The 15,862-nt window shown below is 63.8% G+C and carries 11 protein-coding genes and 2 tRNA genes; 7 read left to right on the forward strand and 6 right to left on the reverse strand.

What is annotated here, in order from left to right; translation table 11 throughout:
- Positions 1-267: 267 nt before the first annotated feature.
- Complete coding sequence (gene mobF / locus ACSBOX_RS14415; protein WP_442543058.1) at positions 268-3,867, forward strand: MobF family relaxase; 3,600 nt, start codon at positions 268-270, stop codon at positions 3,865-3,867.
- 44 nt (positions 3,868-3,911) lie between these two features.
- Positions 3,912-5,093 carry a tyrosine-type recombinase/integrase gene (locus ACSBOX_RS14420; protein ID WP_442543059.1) on the forward strand — a complete coding sequence of 394 codons (1,182 nt, stop codon included), beginning with the start codon at positions 3,912-3,914 and terminating at the stop codon, positions 5,091-5,093.
- Positions 5,094-5,195: 102 nt separating this feature from the next.
- On the opposite strand, the gene ACSBOX_RS14425 is transcribed toward ACSBOX_RS14420, so the two are convergent.
- The 5 genes from ACSBOX_RS14425 to ACSBOX_RS14445 all read right to left on the reverse strand — a co-directional run bounded on the left by ACSBOX_RS14425 (position 5,196) and on the right by ACSBOX_RS14445 (position 9,248).
- A tRNA-Ile gene (locus ACSBOX_RS14425) sits at positions 5,196-5,269 on the reverse strand.
- A gap of 246 nt (positions 5,270-5,515) precedes the next feature.
- Positions 5,516-6,712, reverse strand: coding sequence for a glycosyltransferase (locus tag ACSBOX_RS14430; RefSeq protein ID WP_442543060.1), 1,197 nt, complete (start codon positions 6,710-6,712; stop codon positions 5,516-5,518).
- Positions 6,713-6,823: 111 nt separating this feature from the next.
- Positions 6,824-7,729, reverse strand: a complete 906-nt coding sequence (locus ACSBOX_RS14435; RefSeq protein ID WP_442543061.1) for a DMT family transporter — start codon at positions 7,727-7,729, stop codon at positions 6,824-6,826.
- Positions 7,729-8,352, reverse strand: coding sequence for a CDP-alcohol phosphatidyltransferase family protein (locus ACSBOX_RS14440; protein ID WP_442543062.1), 624 nt, complete (start codon positions 8,350-8,352; stop codon positions 7,729-7,731). Before ACSBOX_RS14440 ends, ACSBOX_RS14435 begins: the two co-directional genes overlap by 1 nt.
- Before the next feature lie 50 nt (positions 8,353-8,402).
- Positions 8,403-9,248 (reverse strand): phage holin family protein, encoded by an 846-nt coding sequence (locus ACSBOX_RS14445; protein ID WP_442543063.1) that lies wholly within the window; start codon positions 9,246-9,248, stop codon positions 8,403-8,405.
- Positions 9,249-9,425: 177 nt separating this feature from the next.
- Between ACSBOX_RS14445 and ACSBOX_RS14450 the strand changes: the two genes are divergently transcribed.
- From ACSBOX_RS14450 to ACSBOX_RS14460, 3 genes are read left to right on the forward strand one after another with little or no spacing between them, the layout of a single operon-like run.
- A complete protein-coding gene (locus ACSBOX_RS14450; RefSeq protein ID WP_442546038.1) occupies positions 9,426-10,655 on the forward strand; it encodes a multidrug effflux MFS transporter in 1,230 nt (409 codons plus the stop codon).
- A 43-nt stretch (positions 10,656-10,698) separates the two neighbouring features.
- Positions 10,699-10,878, forward strand: a complete 180-nt coding sequence (locus ACSBOX_RS14455; protein WP_442543064.1) for a glycine zipper domain-containing protein — start codon at positions 10,699-10,701, stop codon at positions 10,876-10,878.
- Between the two features lie 60 nt (positions 10,879-10,938).
- A complete protein-coding gene (locus tag ACSBOX_RS14460; RefSeq protein WP_078105782.1) occupies positions 10,939-11,346 on the forward strand; it encodes a hypothetical protein in 408 nt (135 codons plus the stop codon).
- Positions 11,347-11,453: 107 nt separating this feature from the next.
- Here the strand turns inward: ACSBOX_RS14460 and ACSBOX_RS14465 are convergent.
- Positions 11,454-11,526, reverse strand: a tRNA-Asn gene (locus ACSBOX_RS14465).
- A gap of 238 nt (positions 11,527-11,764) precedes the next feature.
- Here ACSBOX_RS14465 and ACSBOX_RS14470 point away from each other — a divergent pair.
- Positions 11,765-12,535, forward strand: a complete 771-nt coding sequence (locus tag ACSBOX_RS14470) for an MBL fold metallo-hydrolase (RefSeq protein ID WP_442543065.1) — start codon at positions 11,765-11,767, stop codon at positions 12,533-12,535.
- Between the two features lie 180 nt (positions 12,536-12,715).
- A complete protein-coding gene (locus tag ACSBOX_RS14475; protein WP_442543066.1) occupies positions 12,716-15,691 on the forward strand; it encodes a fibronectin type III domain-containing protein in 2,976 nt (991 codons plus the stop codon).
- Positions 15,692-15,862: the final 171 nt, after the last annotated feature.

Genomic DNA, 15,862 nt, shown 5'->3' on the forward strand with positions numbered 1-15,862 from the left:
CTCCGCGGGTTCACCGACGTCGCCAAGCGGCGCAACTATTAACCGTTCTCTTCCCTCGGTAAGGCATTACACTTCCCCTCCCTTACACCTCCCCTCCCTTACACCTCCCCTCCCTTACACCTCTGGCACTCAAGGCTCGCCGTGAGCCACGCCTCCCGGCAGGTCATGTAGCGGTTGGGCGCTGAGTCGATGAATCGAGGTGAACTGGAAACTTTGGAAGGAGTGCGGGGATGGGATCGACCCGCCCTCCAGCCCTCGCCGTCGTAGATGGACGTCCAGCCATCGGCTACCGACCGTACCCCGGCCATGACGATGTCCATCGCCAGGCTGTCCGCGCAATCGGGCCTGAAGTACCTGTTCAAGACGACGATGATGGACGATCGGACGGTCGCCCCAGCAGATACCACCACGTACTACATGAAGGCCGGGACTCCACAGGGTCGCTGGATCGGCTCCGGGTTGAAAGGCATCAACCGTACAACCGGTGACGCGGTCACCGAATCCGATGCCAGAGCCATCTTCGATAGCGCGACCCATCCAGACACGGCTGCGCCTCTTGGCCGACCACACGGCCAACCAACCATCGCCCAAAACAACCACGGCCAATCCAGCACGCGCCGCGCCGTCGCCGGATTCGACCTCACCTTCAGCGTCCCGAAATCCGTGTCCGTGCTCTGGGCGCTGAGCCCTCGGGCCCTCCAGAACCAGATCCTGCAGACCCACCACGACGCTGTCACCGCCACCCTCGACTGGCTGGAAAAGCTTGTCATCCACACCCGGGCCGGACGCAACGGCGTCGCCCGCCTCGACACCCGCGGCGCGGTTGCCGCCGCGTTCGATCACTGGGAATCACGCTCCGGAGACCCGCAGCTCCACACGCACTTGGTCATCGCCAACCGCGTGCAACGCATGATCGACGACGCCTGGGTCACGCTCGACTCCCGGACCCTCTACAAAGCAGCGGTCGCCGCCAGCGAGCACTACAACGGGCTGCTCTTCGACGCCCTCCACCGCCAGCTCGGGACCGACACCGAGATCCGCCAGCCAGCAGCCACCACACACAATCCCAGCCCGCAGCTCACCGGTATCGACGACGCCCTGGTCCTCGAATTCTCAAACCGCTCCCGCCTCATCGAGGTAGAAACCGACCGCCTCGTAGCCGAATGGACCAAAGACCACGGCACTCCCCCATCGGCGACAACCACCATCAAGCTCCGCCAGCAGGCCACCCTCGCCACCCGAACCCCCAAACCCGACTCCATCGCCCCTCTCCACGAACTCTCGGCTCGCTGGCGGTCGCGGGCCACCGCCAAGGGCTTCGACCCCGGAGTTGTGCTGGCCGCCACCGTCCGGCGGTCGCATGCCACCCCTTTCCGTGCCTGCGACTTCGAAGCATCCTGGGTCGACGCCGCGGCCTCGCTGACCCGGGACCGTGTCGCGGCCAAACGCGCGACCTGGAACCGGTGGAACCTGATCGCCGAGGCCGAACGGGTCTGCGCCGCAATCCGCTGCCATGCCCCCGAGGACCGTAACGCTCTGATCGACGCCGTGGCCACAGCTGCCGAGACCCAATCGGTTCCACTGAACGACTACCGGTACAGCGTCCCCTCGGACGCGCGGCCAGATCTCCGCCTCGGCGAGCAGAGCGTCTTCGACTTCCACGGCTCCCGTCTCTACACGGACGCCTCGACCCTCGCCAGCGAGGAGACCGTCATGGCGGCAAGGAACAACGACGGTGGACCGGCCATCAGCGCATCCGCTGCCATGGAGGCACTCGCCGGATACAAACACCACGGCAGGTTCGGGCTGCATCAGGACCAGCGAGCCGCCGCGGGTCAGGTGCTGCTCAGCGGCAACCGTCTAGACGCGGTCGTCGGACCGGCCGGCACCGGCAAAACCACCACCCTCGGCGCGATCAAAGCCGCGTGGGAAGCAGAGTTCGGGGCCGGCAGTGTCGTCGGGCTGGCCCCTGCGGCGGCGAGCGCCGAGGTTCTGGGACGGGAGTTGTCGATGGTCACGGAGAATGTCGCGAAGTGGCTGTACGAGTCTGTCGGGGCAGGAGCCAGTCACCGGGGCGAACGCTTCTTCGCGACCGAAGAGCGCCTGCGTATTTCGTGGGCTACAAATACGCGCGCCGCTCAGGAAGCCGCCCGCTTGGCCGCCGAGCAGGATCGGTGGCGGTTTCATCCCAACCAGCTCGTCGTGGTCGACGAAGCCTCCATGGTGTCTACCGTTCAGTTGTCCGCCCTGGTGCATCAGGCCAACGACGCCGGAGCGAAGGTCCTGCTGGTCGGTGATCCCCGCCAGCTGGATGCCATCGATGCCGGCGGCATCCTCGGCTGGCTGGACCGGCAAGGCAAAACCACAAGATTGAGCACCATCTGGCGGTTCGACCACGCCTGGGAGCGGGAGGCTTCGCTGAAGCTGCGTGCCGGGGACCCTGAGGCCATCGCCGAATATGACAAGCACCAACGAATACGGCACGGCAACTACCTGGACATGGTCGACCAGGCCTATCTGAACTGGCAGGCGGACATCCGGGCCGGAAGGTCGTCGATCTTGATCGCCGCGGACAACGACACCGTCGGCATGCTCAACGAACGGGCCCAGGCCGACCGGGTGATCCATAGTCTGGTGGACGCCGAACACACAGCACTGCTTGGTGACGGTCTGCGTGCCGGCCGCGGTGACACGGTCATCGCCCGCCGCAACGACCGCACGGTTACAGACAGCAACGGCGACTTCATCCGCAACGGAAGCCTGCTCGACGTCGTCCGTGCCGGCGGGCGCGACGGGTCCCTCACCGCGGTCCGCAGGGACACCGGCGCCATCGTCACCCTTCACCGCGATTATATCGAGTCCGCGGTCGAGCTCGGTTACGCGACCACGGCGCACCGCTCCCAGGGGATTACGGTCGACGCTGGCCACACCATCGTCACCCAAGGCCGGCTCACCAGTGAGCTTCTCTACGTCAGCATGACCCGGGGACGCGGCGGTAACTACGCCTACGTCAGCGAAAGTGACCCCGCCGACCACGAGCCACTTGATCCCTCCTTGCAAGCGTCGTGGCGAGAGATCCTTGGCGAAGTGCTCGCTGCCGAAGGCGCCGAACGGGCCGCCCACGAAGTCCGCGACGCAGAACAATCCAAAGCAGACAGCCTGGAAAGGCTCAGCGCCGAATACGACTACCTCGCGCAAATCGCGGCAGCCGACGACCTGACCAAGTTCCTTACGGCGCACAACCCTAGGAATCTAAAGGAACTGCAACAGTCCCCGTCGTGGGGAGCAACCGTCGCGGCCTGGCGCAGATCCACAAGTGTAAGCCGACCAAGTGCCCTGCGGATTGTCGCCAACGCGCTGGAGACAAGCGCGTCAGCTAATGACCCGACCGCGGTCATCCATGCCCGACTCCGCAGCTTCCTCAACAGAATGGCCGCCGGAGGGCCTGATCCCTTGGCCGAGCCGATCCGCACCGAGCGTCACGATCTCGCAAGCATGATCAGCCAGGTACAGAAGTTAATACAACGCCGGACCGACAAAGTCACCTTCGAAGCACTCATAAATCACCCCGAATGGAAACGAAACCTTCTCGGAGCTCTGCGACCGAACGTGAGTGCAGAAGATCTACGCCGCGTGATTGGCACCGTCGCCATCCACCGGGACAGATGGGGCATCGGAGACTCACCCCTTCCGCTCGGACCTGTACCGGCGGAGTACGAATGGGAGCGGAAATCTCAGACCGTGAGCATTCAGCGAATCATCGACGCCGCCGGACCCGCGCCATTCGCCAGTCCGCACCAAGGCATGTGGTTTGACGGGCCGCCCACGCAAGAGCCCAGCCGAATAAATGTCGGCTGGCAGCTTTAAACTGGGCTCGAGCAGGCCAATCGGGCGAGAAGGGAGCACCCACAATGTCTAGGCCACCGCTCCAAATCGGCACCTGGGGCAAGATCAGCCGAGATGAGGTATCGCCAGGGGTCTGGCGTGCAATGGCCAGATTCCGGGACTTCGACGGCGTCACCCGCAAAGTCGAGGCTCGGGCGGCGGCCACGTCGAAGAACGACAAAGGCGGAAAGGCCGAAAGGCTGCTGATTGCTGCGCTCACGGACCGTGCCATGCCCGCAGGTGAAGACATCACTTCAGACACTCGGATCACCAAGCTCGGTCTGATTTGGTGGGCGGAATTTGAGGATGCGGATCGTGCCATCAATACACGCACTCGGTATAGGGACATCCTGGAAAACTACGTTTCTCCCGGAGTCGGGGGCTTACGAATTCGCGAGGCAACAGTCTCCACTTTGGATCGCTTCCTCAAGACCATGCGCATCAAGCATGGCAACGGCACGGCCAAGCAGTGCAAAACGGTGCTGTCTGGAATGCTCGGTCTCGCAGCGCGCCACGGCGCTCTGGATGGGAACCCTCTGCGGGACGTGGCGACCATCCCGATAAATCACAAGGAAGTCCGGGCGCTAACCGTCACAGAGGTCGGGGCATTACGTGCAGGTCTCAGGCAATGGGAGGCCGATAAAAAGCAGGCCGGCCGATACCCGACTGTGGACATCCTCGACGTCATCGACATCATGCTCGCCACGGGCGCACGCATTGGTGAGGCCTTAGCCGTACGGTGGAAGGACGTCGATCTAAAATCCGAGAAACCAACCGTCACGGTGAACGGAACGATTGTCTACGTGCCCAAAAAGGGGCTGACCATCCAGGACCACCCAAAGAGCGCCAATTCCCGGCAAAAGTACTTCCTACCGTCTTTCGCCGTGGAAATGCTCCTGAGACGGCAAATTGGCCAACTGGAGGCCAACCCATGGGACGTCGTGTTCCCCTCGGCCGTTGGTTCGCTGCGCGATCCCAACAACTTCCGCAGGCAGTGGCGTTCTGCGAGTTTGGATCTTGGATTCCAATGGGTCACCCCGCACACCTTTCGAAAGACCGTCGGAACCCTGTTGGAAGCCTCGTCAGGCGTGGCTGTCGCTTCCGCCCAGCTTGGCCACTCGAGCGAAAACGTGACGAGGAAGCACTACGTCCAGAAGACCCACGAGGCGCCGGATAACACCTCGCTCCTGGAGGCGTTCGGAAACTAGTTCAATTCGTTTCCGGTGGGTTTCCGGTGGATCGCTACCTCAGAACGCAAAAACGAGAGTGCCCCTTCCCAGCGTTTCCGCAGGTCAGGGGCACTCTTCAGGTAGGGCTACTCGGACTTGAACCGAGGACCTTAGGATTATGAGTCCCGCGCTCTAACCAGCTGAGCTATAGCCCCGTAAAGTGCCCGGGCTTCCATAGGAAGCTCCCGGGCCAAAACACTCTAGCAATAATAGTCATCTCCGAGGCCCAGGCGCACCGATCATAACCAAAACCACGGAGGGGCGCTGAAGTTCCCCGGTTTTGGTCCTGATCGAACCTCCGAAACCTTAGGAATCCGGGATTGCGGTCGGTTCGGTCTCCCAAAGGTGGGGAATTCGTTTCGGTCGCTTGAGAAGCGGCAGGCTACGCCGGACTCGCGTGGCTAGATGACCTTGTCCTCGTAGCTCGCCCCGCGGTAGAGGTCCTCGAACGTCTGTAGTGTGCCTTGGATGCTGTGCGGTTCCACCATGGCGCGGCTCGCCTTGCCCATGGCTTCGAGTTCGCTGGCCGGCAGTCGGAAGAGCTCTGTGATCCTGGCTGCCAACTCGTTGCTGTCCCCTGGCGTGAACAGGTGTCCGTTTTCGCCGTCGCGCACAAGGTGCGGCAGGGCCATCGCATTGGCGAGAAGAACCGGCGTCGACGCCGACATCGCCTCGAGCGTCACGAGGGACTGCAGTTCGGCGGTTCCGGGCATGCAGAACAGGTCGGCGCGAAGATACGACTTCCTGAGTTCCTCATCGCTTGCGAGCCCCAGGAACCTGACCCGCTCGCTCAGGCCCAGGCGCTTGGCTTGGGCCTCCAGCGCGGCGCGGACCTCGCCGCCACCGACGATTTCAAGATGGACGTTGAGTTCGGCGGGTGTCTTGGAGACGGCGTCGATCAGGACGTCCACATGCTTTTCCTCGGCAAGGCGGCCGACGAAGAGAACAGTGGGGTTTGGATGCCGCTCGATCTCTTCGCCCGGCCCCAGTTCATAGGCGGCCGCGTCAATACCGTTGGACAAAGGCAGGACCTTGCGGAGGAATGCGTGCTGGTGCATCGCCTTGGCAGCAAGCGGCGTAGGAGTGGTGACGACGTCGGCCTGGCCCATGACCTTGCCCATGTCCTTCCACGAGACCCGCCCGATGATGTCCTTGAACCACTGCGGGAACGGCAGGAACGGATTCAGGTTTTCGGGCATGAAGTGGTTGGTGGCGATGATCCGGATGCCCCGTTTCTTCGCCTCGTAGAGGACGTGCTCGCCGATCATGTAATGGCTTTGGATGTGAACGACGTCGGGCTGCACCTTGTCGAAGAGCAGCCGAATGTCGTTCTTGATTTCCCAGGGGTAGCAGATGCGGAAGTACTCGTGCGTAAAGACGCCGTGGGACTTCAAGCGATGGATCGTGCCCTCATCGCCGAACTCGGTAAAGCTCTTGCCGTTGTCCGCCCGGCACGCCAGCACATGGACGTTGTGGCCCCGCGCCTTCATTCCTTTGGCAAGCCGGTACCCGAACTGAGCAGCACCGTTGACCTGCGGGCGGTAGGTTTCCGCCGCAATCAAGATGGTGAGGGGTTTGTTGGTTTCGGGAACGGTCACGTGGAGAACTCCTGATGGTCACGGTGCGAACATCGCAAAACGCCTCGCCCTGCGGTGTCTTCGCCGGTTGCCTGCCGCGGGTGTGCGGGGCACGGTTGTCGAACTTTTGCCCTAGGCCTTCCGGCTTGCTGCCGCCTTCGCGTCACGCTTTCGCTTGGTGACCTCGGGATGGTGCCGGCTCAAGGCAATAACCCCCACGATAGCAAGGGAAGCGGCCACAGCCATGGCGATTGCCAATACGGCGTGGACATCGGGACGAAGCTCACCCAAAATTGCGATGCCGATGGCAATTCCGACAATGGGGTCGATGACAGTCAATCCTGCGATCACCAGGTCCGGCGGCCCGCCCGAATAGGCACTCTGCACGAACCAGGAACCAAGACCGCCTGCCGCGGCAATGGCCACCACGGTGTACCACTGCACGTTCAGCAGAAAGTGCCCGTTGGGGTCCAGCAGGTGCCGGCCGATGATGCGCGTCAGGACGGCGACGAACCCGAACAACACCCCGGCACCCAGGATGTACACAAAGGCGCTCATGCGGTGCCGGAACATCACGGCCAACGTGCCAAAAAGTCCGACGGCGAGTGCCAGCAGGAGCACGATGGTTATTTCATCCTCGCCGCTGACGTGATGGTTCTCCTGGGTGGCATTGACGGCCAACAGGACGAACATCGCCGAGCCGGTCACGCAAGCAGAGATCGCCACCACCGTGCCGCGGTTGATACTGAGTCCCTGGTCCTTAGCGTTGACCACCGTGGTGATGACCAAGGCGATGGCGCCGATGGGCTGGACCACCGTCAAGGGTGCCGACACCAGGGCAATGGCGTTCATGCCCATGCCCAGGGCAAGGAGCAGCAGGCCGAACATCCAGCGCGGATTTCGGAGGAGCCTCAGGAAACCATGGGAACTCAAGGCAAGGCCACCGGTATCGGCTTTGACCGCGCTGCCCTGCCGCTGGGCGCCAATGGCGAGGCAGAAGGCGCCAAGCACCGCAAGAAGGACTGCTAACCAGACCATCAGCTGCGACCGCCGTCGTGGGCTTTGAGTTCTTTGCCCTTGCGGAGAATCGCCCAGAAATAGTTGTAGGCCGCTACCCAGTGCCCCGCCAGGCCCAAGCCAAGGCAGATCCAGGCGATCACGAAATAGACACCGGTGAAGGGAACCGCGAGCTTGGAGAGGACCAGGAGGGGTGTGCCCAGAAGCAGGAACGCGGTGCGGATCTTCCCGATCCGGCTCACCGGGAGGTCGGGGTGGCTATGGAAATAGAACAACGAGGCTGTAGCCAGGACGACGTCGGGCACCACCAAGGCGGCCAGGTACCACCAATCCACCACCCCGGCGATGGCGAGCGTGACAGCCACCGTGATGAGTGCCAGACGGTCCGCGACGGGATCGAGGATGCGGCCCAGTTTGGAGGTCTGGTTGAAACGCCGTGCGACGTAGCCATCCACCCAGTCGGTACCGCCCATGATGGCAAGTACCAGGACAGCGAAACCGTATTCCCTCTGCCAGAGGACCAGCCACACGAACAGCGGGACGCCCATGAAGCGCAAAACAGTCAGGAAATTGGGGACCGTGAAGATGAGATCGTGATCGATCTGTGGCTGGCCCGGGCGCGCGCCTGCACCGATGAACTTCACCTGTCCCCCTTTCCGTAGTCCGCAGCTGACGCTGGTGATTGCCGTCCCGATTACTTGAACAGCTTCCGTAGACCAACTGCGGCCACCGTGGCGGAAGCGGCGAAGAGCAACAGCTCCTTCCAGCGAGCGGCGAGCCGCTCCGGCAAGCCGGCCGGAACCTTCTCACTGAAATCCGTGAGCTTGTCGGCAGCGAACCGGCGTCCGTCGTCGAGCTTGTGCCCGGCAACATCGAGGAGGACCTTTCCCTGGGTCTTGACGTCGAGCTCGACGCCGAGCTGGTCGCGAACGTCGGCGAGATGCTCACGGCGCTGCTCCAGACGGCGGAGCAGCTCGGCTTCGCTCGGGGCGGGGGGCTGCTCGGCTTTGCGTGCTTCTTCCTTGGCGGCCTTTTCGGCCTTGGCCTTCTCCGCGGCGGCGGCTTTCGCTGCTTCCGCTGCCTTGTAGGCCTCCGACGACGGGTCAAGGATGCTCGCGTCGAACGACGTGCCCTCCTTGGCTATGCCGAGATCGTGCTTGATGCCCCGGATGGTCTTTTCGGGTACAAGCGGCATGGCCGCCTTGAACGCGCGGAAGGCGACAAGCGCTCCGATGAGAATGATCACAAGGAACGCCGCCGCGACAACAAGCGCAGCCAGCCACGGGGGCATGACGGTGGCCAGGCCCAGGATTGCCGCCACCACCAGGGCGATGACGAGCAAAGACAAAAAGACCAGCGCAACGCCAACGAACGCGCCGGCAACACCCAGGTGCTTTCCCTTGCGCTTGAGCTCAAGCTTGGCCAGGCTGATTTCGTCGTTGAGCTGCCGCGGCGCAAGCCGGGCTGCAAGCTTCAGGGTGTTCGGCAACGCCGAAATGCCCGGGCGTTGGCCAGCCCGGCCGCTGTGACGTCCACTCATAGGTTCCGCCTCACTGCTTCCTTCTTGCTCCTACCCGGCTCCTGCACGCACACGATGACCACCGCCCACGCGCACCTGTCCACAAAACTACCATTCGGCTTCAGCCTCAACTTCCGGGACAGGCCTGCGGCGCGCCCCGCTATCGCTGATAAATATGATCTGTGGCACATAGGATTGATAATCGTGAACACTCCCCCTGTACCGGGCGATTCCCTCAGTCGACGCGAAAAACTCCTCTATATCCTGCTTCTTGGCGCCTTGACCGCCTTGGGTCCATTTACCGTGGATCTCTATCTGCCGGCGTTTCCCGAGCTGGAGCGTCATTTCGACGTGTCAGCGGCTGCGATCCAACTCACACTGACCGGCACCACGGTGGGCTTCGCCATCGGCCAATTGGTGGTGGGCCCGTTCAGCGACAAGTTCGGACGCCGCATGCCCTTGATCCTGGCCACCGCCCTGCACATCGGGTCCTCCCTCGGCGCGGCACTGTCCACGGACATCAGCACGCTTGCCCTGTTCCGCGTCCTGATGGGCGTGGGTGCCGCCGGCGGTGGCGTGGTGGCCATGGCCATGGTCAGGGACCTCTTCGCGGGCTACGCGATGGTGCGGATGTTCTCCCGCATGTCCTTGGTGAATGGCCTGGCGCCTATCCTGGCTCCGATCATCGGTTCACAACTGCTTTTGGTAGTGCCATGGCCCGGGATCTTCTATTTCCTGGCGAGCTACGGATTCCTGGTGATCATTGCCGCAGTGTTCCTCATCCGGGAAACGTACCCCGCTGAGCTCCGCCGGCAGACGACGTCGACGGCGGGCCAACGGTACAAGGCCGTGTTCGCCGACCGGATTTTTGTCGGGATGCTCCTCGTAGGCGGGTTCAACTTCGGCGGACTGTTTGCCTACCTTTCCGCGTCAACCTTCCTGTTCCAGCAGGTCTACAACTTCTCACCGCAGGAATACGGCCTGCTGTTCGGTGTCAATTCCCTGGGTATCGTGGCCGGCGTCCAGATCAGCTCCAGGGTCATCCGACGGGTGGCACCCCAATGGATCATGGCTTTTGCCACAGTCTGGATGCTGCTGATGGCAGTGTTGATCGTGGTGTTCGACCTGCTCCACTTCGGCCTATGGGGCGTCATGGTTCCGCTGTGGTTCTACATCCTCGCCACCGGATTCATGTTCCCCTGCGTCCAGGTGATTGCCCTGGCCAACCATGGTGCACAGGCCGGCACGGCGGCTTCCCTGCTGGGTGCTTCCAACTTCCTGATGGCCGGAATCATCCCGCCCGTGGTCGGCTGGCTTGGAGTCGGCTCCGCCGTTCCCATGGGTGCCGTCCAGGCCGCGTGTCTCGCAGGTGCCGTGGCGGCGCTGTGGCTCGTCGTGCGGCCGCGGTCCGTCCCGTCCATCCACTGATGTTCGACGGCGGGACGTCCGCAAGGCGAAGTAGGCTCAAGTCATGACGCGCAAACCGCACCGCAACGGCAGGGGCCTTTTCCTCGGAGCGGTGCTTGGCGCCGTCGTCGGCTTCTTGCTGGGCCGCGGGGCCGGAAACCCTCTGTTCGGAGCCCTGCTGGGCGCGGTTATCGGTTCAGCGCTCCTCTACCGGATCAATCCCGGGCCGTGGAAAAGGGACTAGGCAGGCCTTCCGTTGCTGCGGGGCCTGTTGCCGGTCATGGCCCGGCGATAAAGTTGAGATGTGCCCCGTTGGCAGGAACTGCAGCCTATTCCAGCTCCATGGCAGCGCAAGGATGATGGCATCCTGCCGCTGTGGTGGGATCGTCTATGCACCGTGACCAGCCCGCAATCGGCAGCCCTCTATGCGGCCGGACTCTTCACGGAGGACCGCCGCCGCCCGATTGCGCAATGGTTCAATCCGAGCAACGGCGCGGCCCTGCTCGTGGCTCCCGAGACCTCTCCAGAATGGCCCGTCCAGCGGTTCGGAATTTTCTACGCACCCCCAGGGGGCGGATTCACCCGAGTCCACTCAGCCGCCCACGAATGGCACCCGCGGGAACCGCGGACCCCGCCCACCGAGGATGACGCCTTCCAATCCGCCGTGGCCGAAGCAGCGAGGTTCCTCCAGGTGGAGATGGACTTCGTCTGAAGACGTGGCGGCGGAATTCTGCCCGTTCGAATAATCGGGCGAAATCAGGCAAAACGAAGCAAAAAAACAGGCCCCGCACCAATAAAACCGGTACGGGGCCTTTCGCGCTCCTCCGACTGGACTTGAACCAGTAACCCTTCGATTAACAGTCGAATGCTCTGCCAATTGAGCTACGGAGGAATGAAGCGGTTATGACTTTAGCAAAGGTTTTGCCTCAAGTGAAATCGAGCGCCGGGCACTGCAGGAGGGGCGACAAAATACCCCTCCCGGGTATCTTCGATGGTGCCGTGCCGACGCCCTCGCCGAGGATACGATGGTCCGGCGCGCACGAGGCGCGCAAGAGGCGCTCACGATCCGCGCACGGGGCTCGCGAGATGCGTCCACGGCGCATCCGTGACGCACAGGAACAGAAGGAAGCATGTCGAAGAACTGGTCAGCCGAGGACAACGTGAAGGAAGTTGCCGAGGACGTCTTTTTCGTCCAAGGCCCGGCAGTCAATTGGACCATCCTCAAGCGTGGCGAAGAATTCACCCTCATTGACATGGGCTATCCCGGGAACTGGCCGCTGCTCCAGTCGAGCGTGAATTTCCTGGGACTGGCCATGGAAAATGCCGCCGGAGTTCTCCTGACGCATGGCCACTCTGATCACATCGGCAATGCCGCGAGAATATCGGCAATGGGCATTCCGGTCTTTGCGTCGCGTGCGGAGTTGCCAAACATCCGCCGGGAGGTCCTCGAGCAGGTCACCATCAAGGATCTCGGTGTGAGGATGCTCCGGCCCAGGGTCGGCGCGTGGGCCCTCCACGCTGTCCGATCCGGGGGCTTGTCCGACGTCGCTGTCCCGGGCGTCGCTGCGATGACGCGGGACATCCTGGACGCGCTCCCTGGATCTCCCCGGATGATTGGCACGCCAGGGCACACCAGCGGCCACGCGTCTTTCTTCATCCCGTCAGCCAAAGCCGTGGTCACCGGGGACGCCCTCGTCACAGGCCACGCCGTCAGTCCGGTCTGCGGTCCACAGCTGTTGCCGGCCGTCTTCCATCACCTCCCGGCGGAGACTGTGGCCAGCGTAGGGATCCTCGGGGAGTTGGGCGCCGAAACCATCCTCCCGGGCCATGGACCGATGCTGAGCGTGCCCGGAGGGGCAATCGAACTCGTCTCTGACGGCACATACTCCCCTTTCGGCTGAGTCGACGGCCTTCGCTTGAGAGGTCGGCCTTCGGTCCGAGTATGCGTATCGGAGCCTGAGTGAAGGAGCGGGAAACCGGTCCAAAACGGGTATCCCCCACTCTTAACCCGTGCCGTGCATTGCCAATAGGCTCCGGACCTGGGGATTCTGACCCGGTCTGTTCAGAAAAAGGGGAAGCCGATGCGGCTCCTGACCATATTGTTCCGGCGGCCCGCATGGTTCCGCTGGGCCACCGCCGCGTCCGTGCTGTTGTTGCTCGGCTATTCCGTTGTCTACTTGGCGCCTCCCGCGCGTGCGGCACTCCCGAAAACAATCATCAGCCTGACCTTCGACGACGGCAATGCCGATCAGCTCCCGGCCGAACAGTTGCTGAAGTCGCTCGGATTGCACGGCACCTTCTTCATTACGACCAGCTGGATCGATAATCCGTCATGGCTCACCCGCGCCAACCTGAACAGCATCGCCGCGGACGGGAACGAGATCGGCGGCCACACCATCACCCACCCGGATCTCACCACGTTATCCACCTCGGCCGCCACCAATGAGGTTTGCGGCGGGCGGACCACGCTTGCCGGCTGGGGGTTCAATGCCACCGATTTCGCCTATCCCTTCGCCGCTGAAAACTCTTCCGTCGAACAAATAGTGAAAAATTGCGGTTTTGCCAGTGCGCGCAATCTGGGTGACATCCGTTCGCCCGCGAGCTGCTCCGGCTGCCCCTTTGCGGAAACGCTCCCCCCGGCCAATCCATACAACACAGCGGCACCTGATGAAGTAGACAGCACGTGGACTCTACAAAACCTCGAGAACCTGGTGACCAACGCGGAACCGGGAGGGGGCTGGGTCCAGCTGACTTTCCACCACATCGCGGTGGGAACTGATCCCACGTTGACCATCGATCCCAATCTCTTCAAAACCTTTGTCACTTGGCTCGCAGCGAGAACAGCCAACGGGACCACATCAGTTCAAACGGTCGCCCAGGCCTTGGGAAATGCCTCAACCGCGGCGACGGCGCCGGCCGCGCCGACCGGTGTGAGCGCGACGGCGGGCAACGCGTCCGCGGTGGTGTCGTGGACGGCACCGGGCAATGGCGGGTCCTCGATTACTTCGTATTCCGTGACGCCTTCCTCCGGCGGCACGGCATTGGCTCCGGTAACGGTCTCCGGTAATCCGCCCTCGACGACGGCGACCGTCACCGGCCTCACCAACGGCACCGCCTACACGTTCACCGTCACCGCCACGAACGCCGTCGGGACGTCCGCGCCGTCCGCCGCGTCGGCGCCCGTCACCCCCACGGCTCCGTCAGTTCCGGGGACCCCGACCGGGGTGGCTGCGACGGCGGGCAACGCGTCCGCGGCGGTGTCCTGGACCGCGCCTGCCAACGGCGGGTCCCCGATTACTTCCTATTCCGTGACGCCTTCCTCCGGCGGCACGGCCCTGGCTCCGGTGACGGTCTCCGGTAATCCGCCCTCGACGACGGCGACCGTCACCGGCCTCACCAACGGCACCGCCTACACGTTCACCGTCACAGCGACGAACGCCGTCGGGACGTCCGCGCCGTCCGCGGCCTCGGCGCCCGTGACACCGACCGCACCGGTTCCCGGCGTCGTGAACGGCGGGTTCGAATCCGGGCTCAGCTCCTGGACCACCGGCGGGGTCAGGGCACCGGTGGCCTCCACCGTTGCCCACACCGGCACCGGCTCCGCGCTCCTGGGCCTGGCCTCCGGGGCCGAACCGCTCGGGGACAGCACCCTGTCCCAGACCATCACGATGCCGGCTTCCGGGACGTCCACCCTGTCCTTCTGGTACCAGCCGCACACCGCCGACGAGACCTGCACCGGCACCGCCTGCCGCTACGACTGGATGGAAGCACAAGTCCGCACCGCCAGCGGCACCGTCCTGGCCAGCCTGTTCAAACTGTGCAACAACAACGGCACCTGGACCCAGCTCAGCGCGAACCTCTCCGCCTACAACGGCCAGACCGTCGTGCTCTGGTTCAACGTCCACCTCGACGGTTCCAGCCCCGCGGACGACACCTGGATGTACCTCGACGACGTCGCCATCACCAACAACCAGACCACCCCCACCGCACCCGCAGCCCCCACCGGGGTCACCGCGACCGCGGGCAACGCCTCCGCCACCGTGTCCTGGACCGCCCCGGCCAACGGCGGTTCCCCGATCACCTCCTACACGGTCACCCCGCACGCCGGCACCACCACCCTGGCCCCGGTCACCATCACCGGCAACCCGCCCGCCACCAGCACCAACATCACCGGGCTCAGCAACGGCACCGCCTACACCTTCACCGTCACCGCCACCAACGCCATCGGCACCTCCCCGGCGTCGACCGCTTCCCTCCCCGTCACGCCCACCGCGGGTTCCACGGCACCGGCCGCCCCCGCCGGGGTCACCGCGACCGCGGGCAACGCCTCCGCCGCCGTGTCCTGGACCGCCCCGGCCAACAACGGCTCCCCGATCACCTCCTACACGATCACCCCGCACACCGGCACCACCACCCTGGCCCCGGTCACCATCACCGGCAACCCGCCCGCGACGACGGCGAACGTCACCGGGCTCAGCAACGGCACCGCCTACACCTTCACCGTCACCGCCACCAACGCGATCGGCACCTCCACGGCCTCGACCGCGTCCGCACCGGTCACGCCCACCGGCACCACCAGCTCGGCCATCATCAACGGCGGCTTCGAATCCGGGCTCAACTCCTGGATCACCGGCGGCGTCAGGGCACCGGTGGCCTCCACCATCGCCCACACGGGCACCGGCTCCGCGCTCCTGGGCCTGGCCTCCGGGGCCGAACCCCTCGGAGACAGCAACCTGTCCCAGACCATCACCATCCCCGCCACGGGAACCACCACCCTGTCCTTCTGGTACCAACCCCACAGCCAGGAAGACCCCTGCTCCGGCACGGCCTGCCAATACGACTGGATGGAAGCACAAGTCCGCTCTACGAGCGGCACCACCCTGGCCAGTCTTTTCAAACTCTGCAATGACAACGGCACCTGGACCCAGCTCACCGCCGACCTCACCGCCTACAAAGGCCAGACCATCACCCTCTGGTTCAACGTCCACCTCGACGGCTCCACCCCCGCCGACGACACCTGGATGTACCTCGACGACGTCACCCTCACCACGAGGTAAATGCACAGACCGGTTTAGGACGAAACGTGTGTATGGGAGGGGCTTGCGTCCCGGGACACCGTCGCATTCTGCTGGATCACTCCCTTCGCCGAAGGTGCCGGCCCCTTGATTCCGCGGGCCCGGAATTTGTCCATTCGAATGATTGAGCAGAATCCCACGTCCGGGCGAAGA

This window comes from Arthrobacter sp. KN11-1C (assembly GCF_052180225.1).
Taxonomy (GTDB): Bacteria; Actinomycetota; Actinomycetes; order Actinomycetales; family Micrococcaceae; genus Arthrobacter.

Coding starts and splice junctions, on each gene's coding strand:
- ACSBOX_RS14435 (WP_442543061.1), bottom strand. CDS start 7,729: ATGGTCTGGTTAGCAGTCCTTCTTGCGGTGCTTGGCGCCTTCTGCCTC.
- ACSBOX_RS14455 (WP_442543064.1), top strand. CDS start 10,699: ATGACGCGCAAACCGCACCGCAACGGCAGGGGCCTTTTCCTCGGAGCG.
- ACSBOX_RS14475 (WP_442543066.1), top strand. CDS start 12,716: ATGCGGCTCCTGACCATATTGTTCCGGCGGCCCGCATGGTTCCGCTGG.
- ACSBOX_RS14470 (WP_442543065.1), top strand. CDS start 11,765: ATGTCGAAGAACTGGTCAGCCGAGGACAACGTGAAGGAAGTTGCCGAG.
- ACSBOX_RS14445 (WP_442543063.1), bottom strand. CDS start 9,248: ATGAGTGGACGTCACAGCGGCCGGGCTGGCCAACGCCCGGGCATTTCG.
- ACSBOX_RS14420 (WP_442543059.1), top strand. CDS start 3,912: ATGTCTAGGCCACCGCTCCAAATCGGCACCTGGGGCAAGATCAGCCGA.
- mobF (WP_442543058.1), top strand. CDS start 268: ATGGACGTCCAGCCATCGGCTACCGACCGTACCCCGGCCATGACGATG.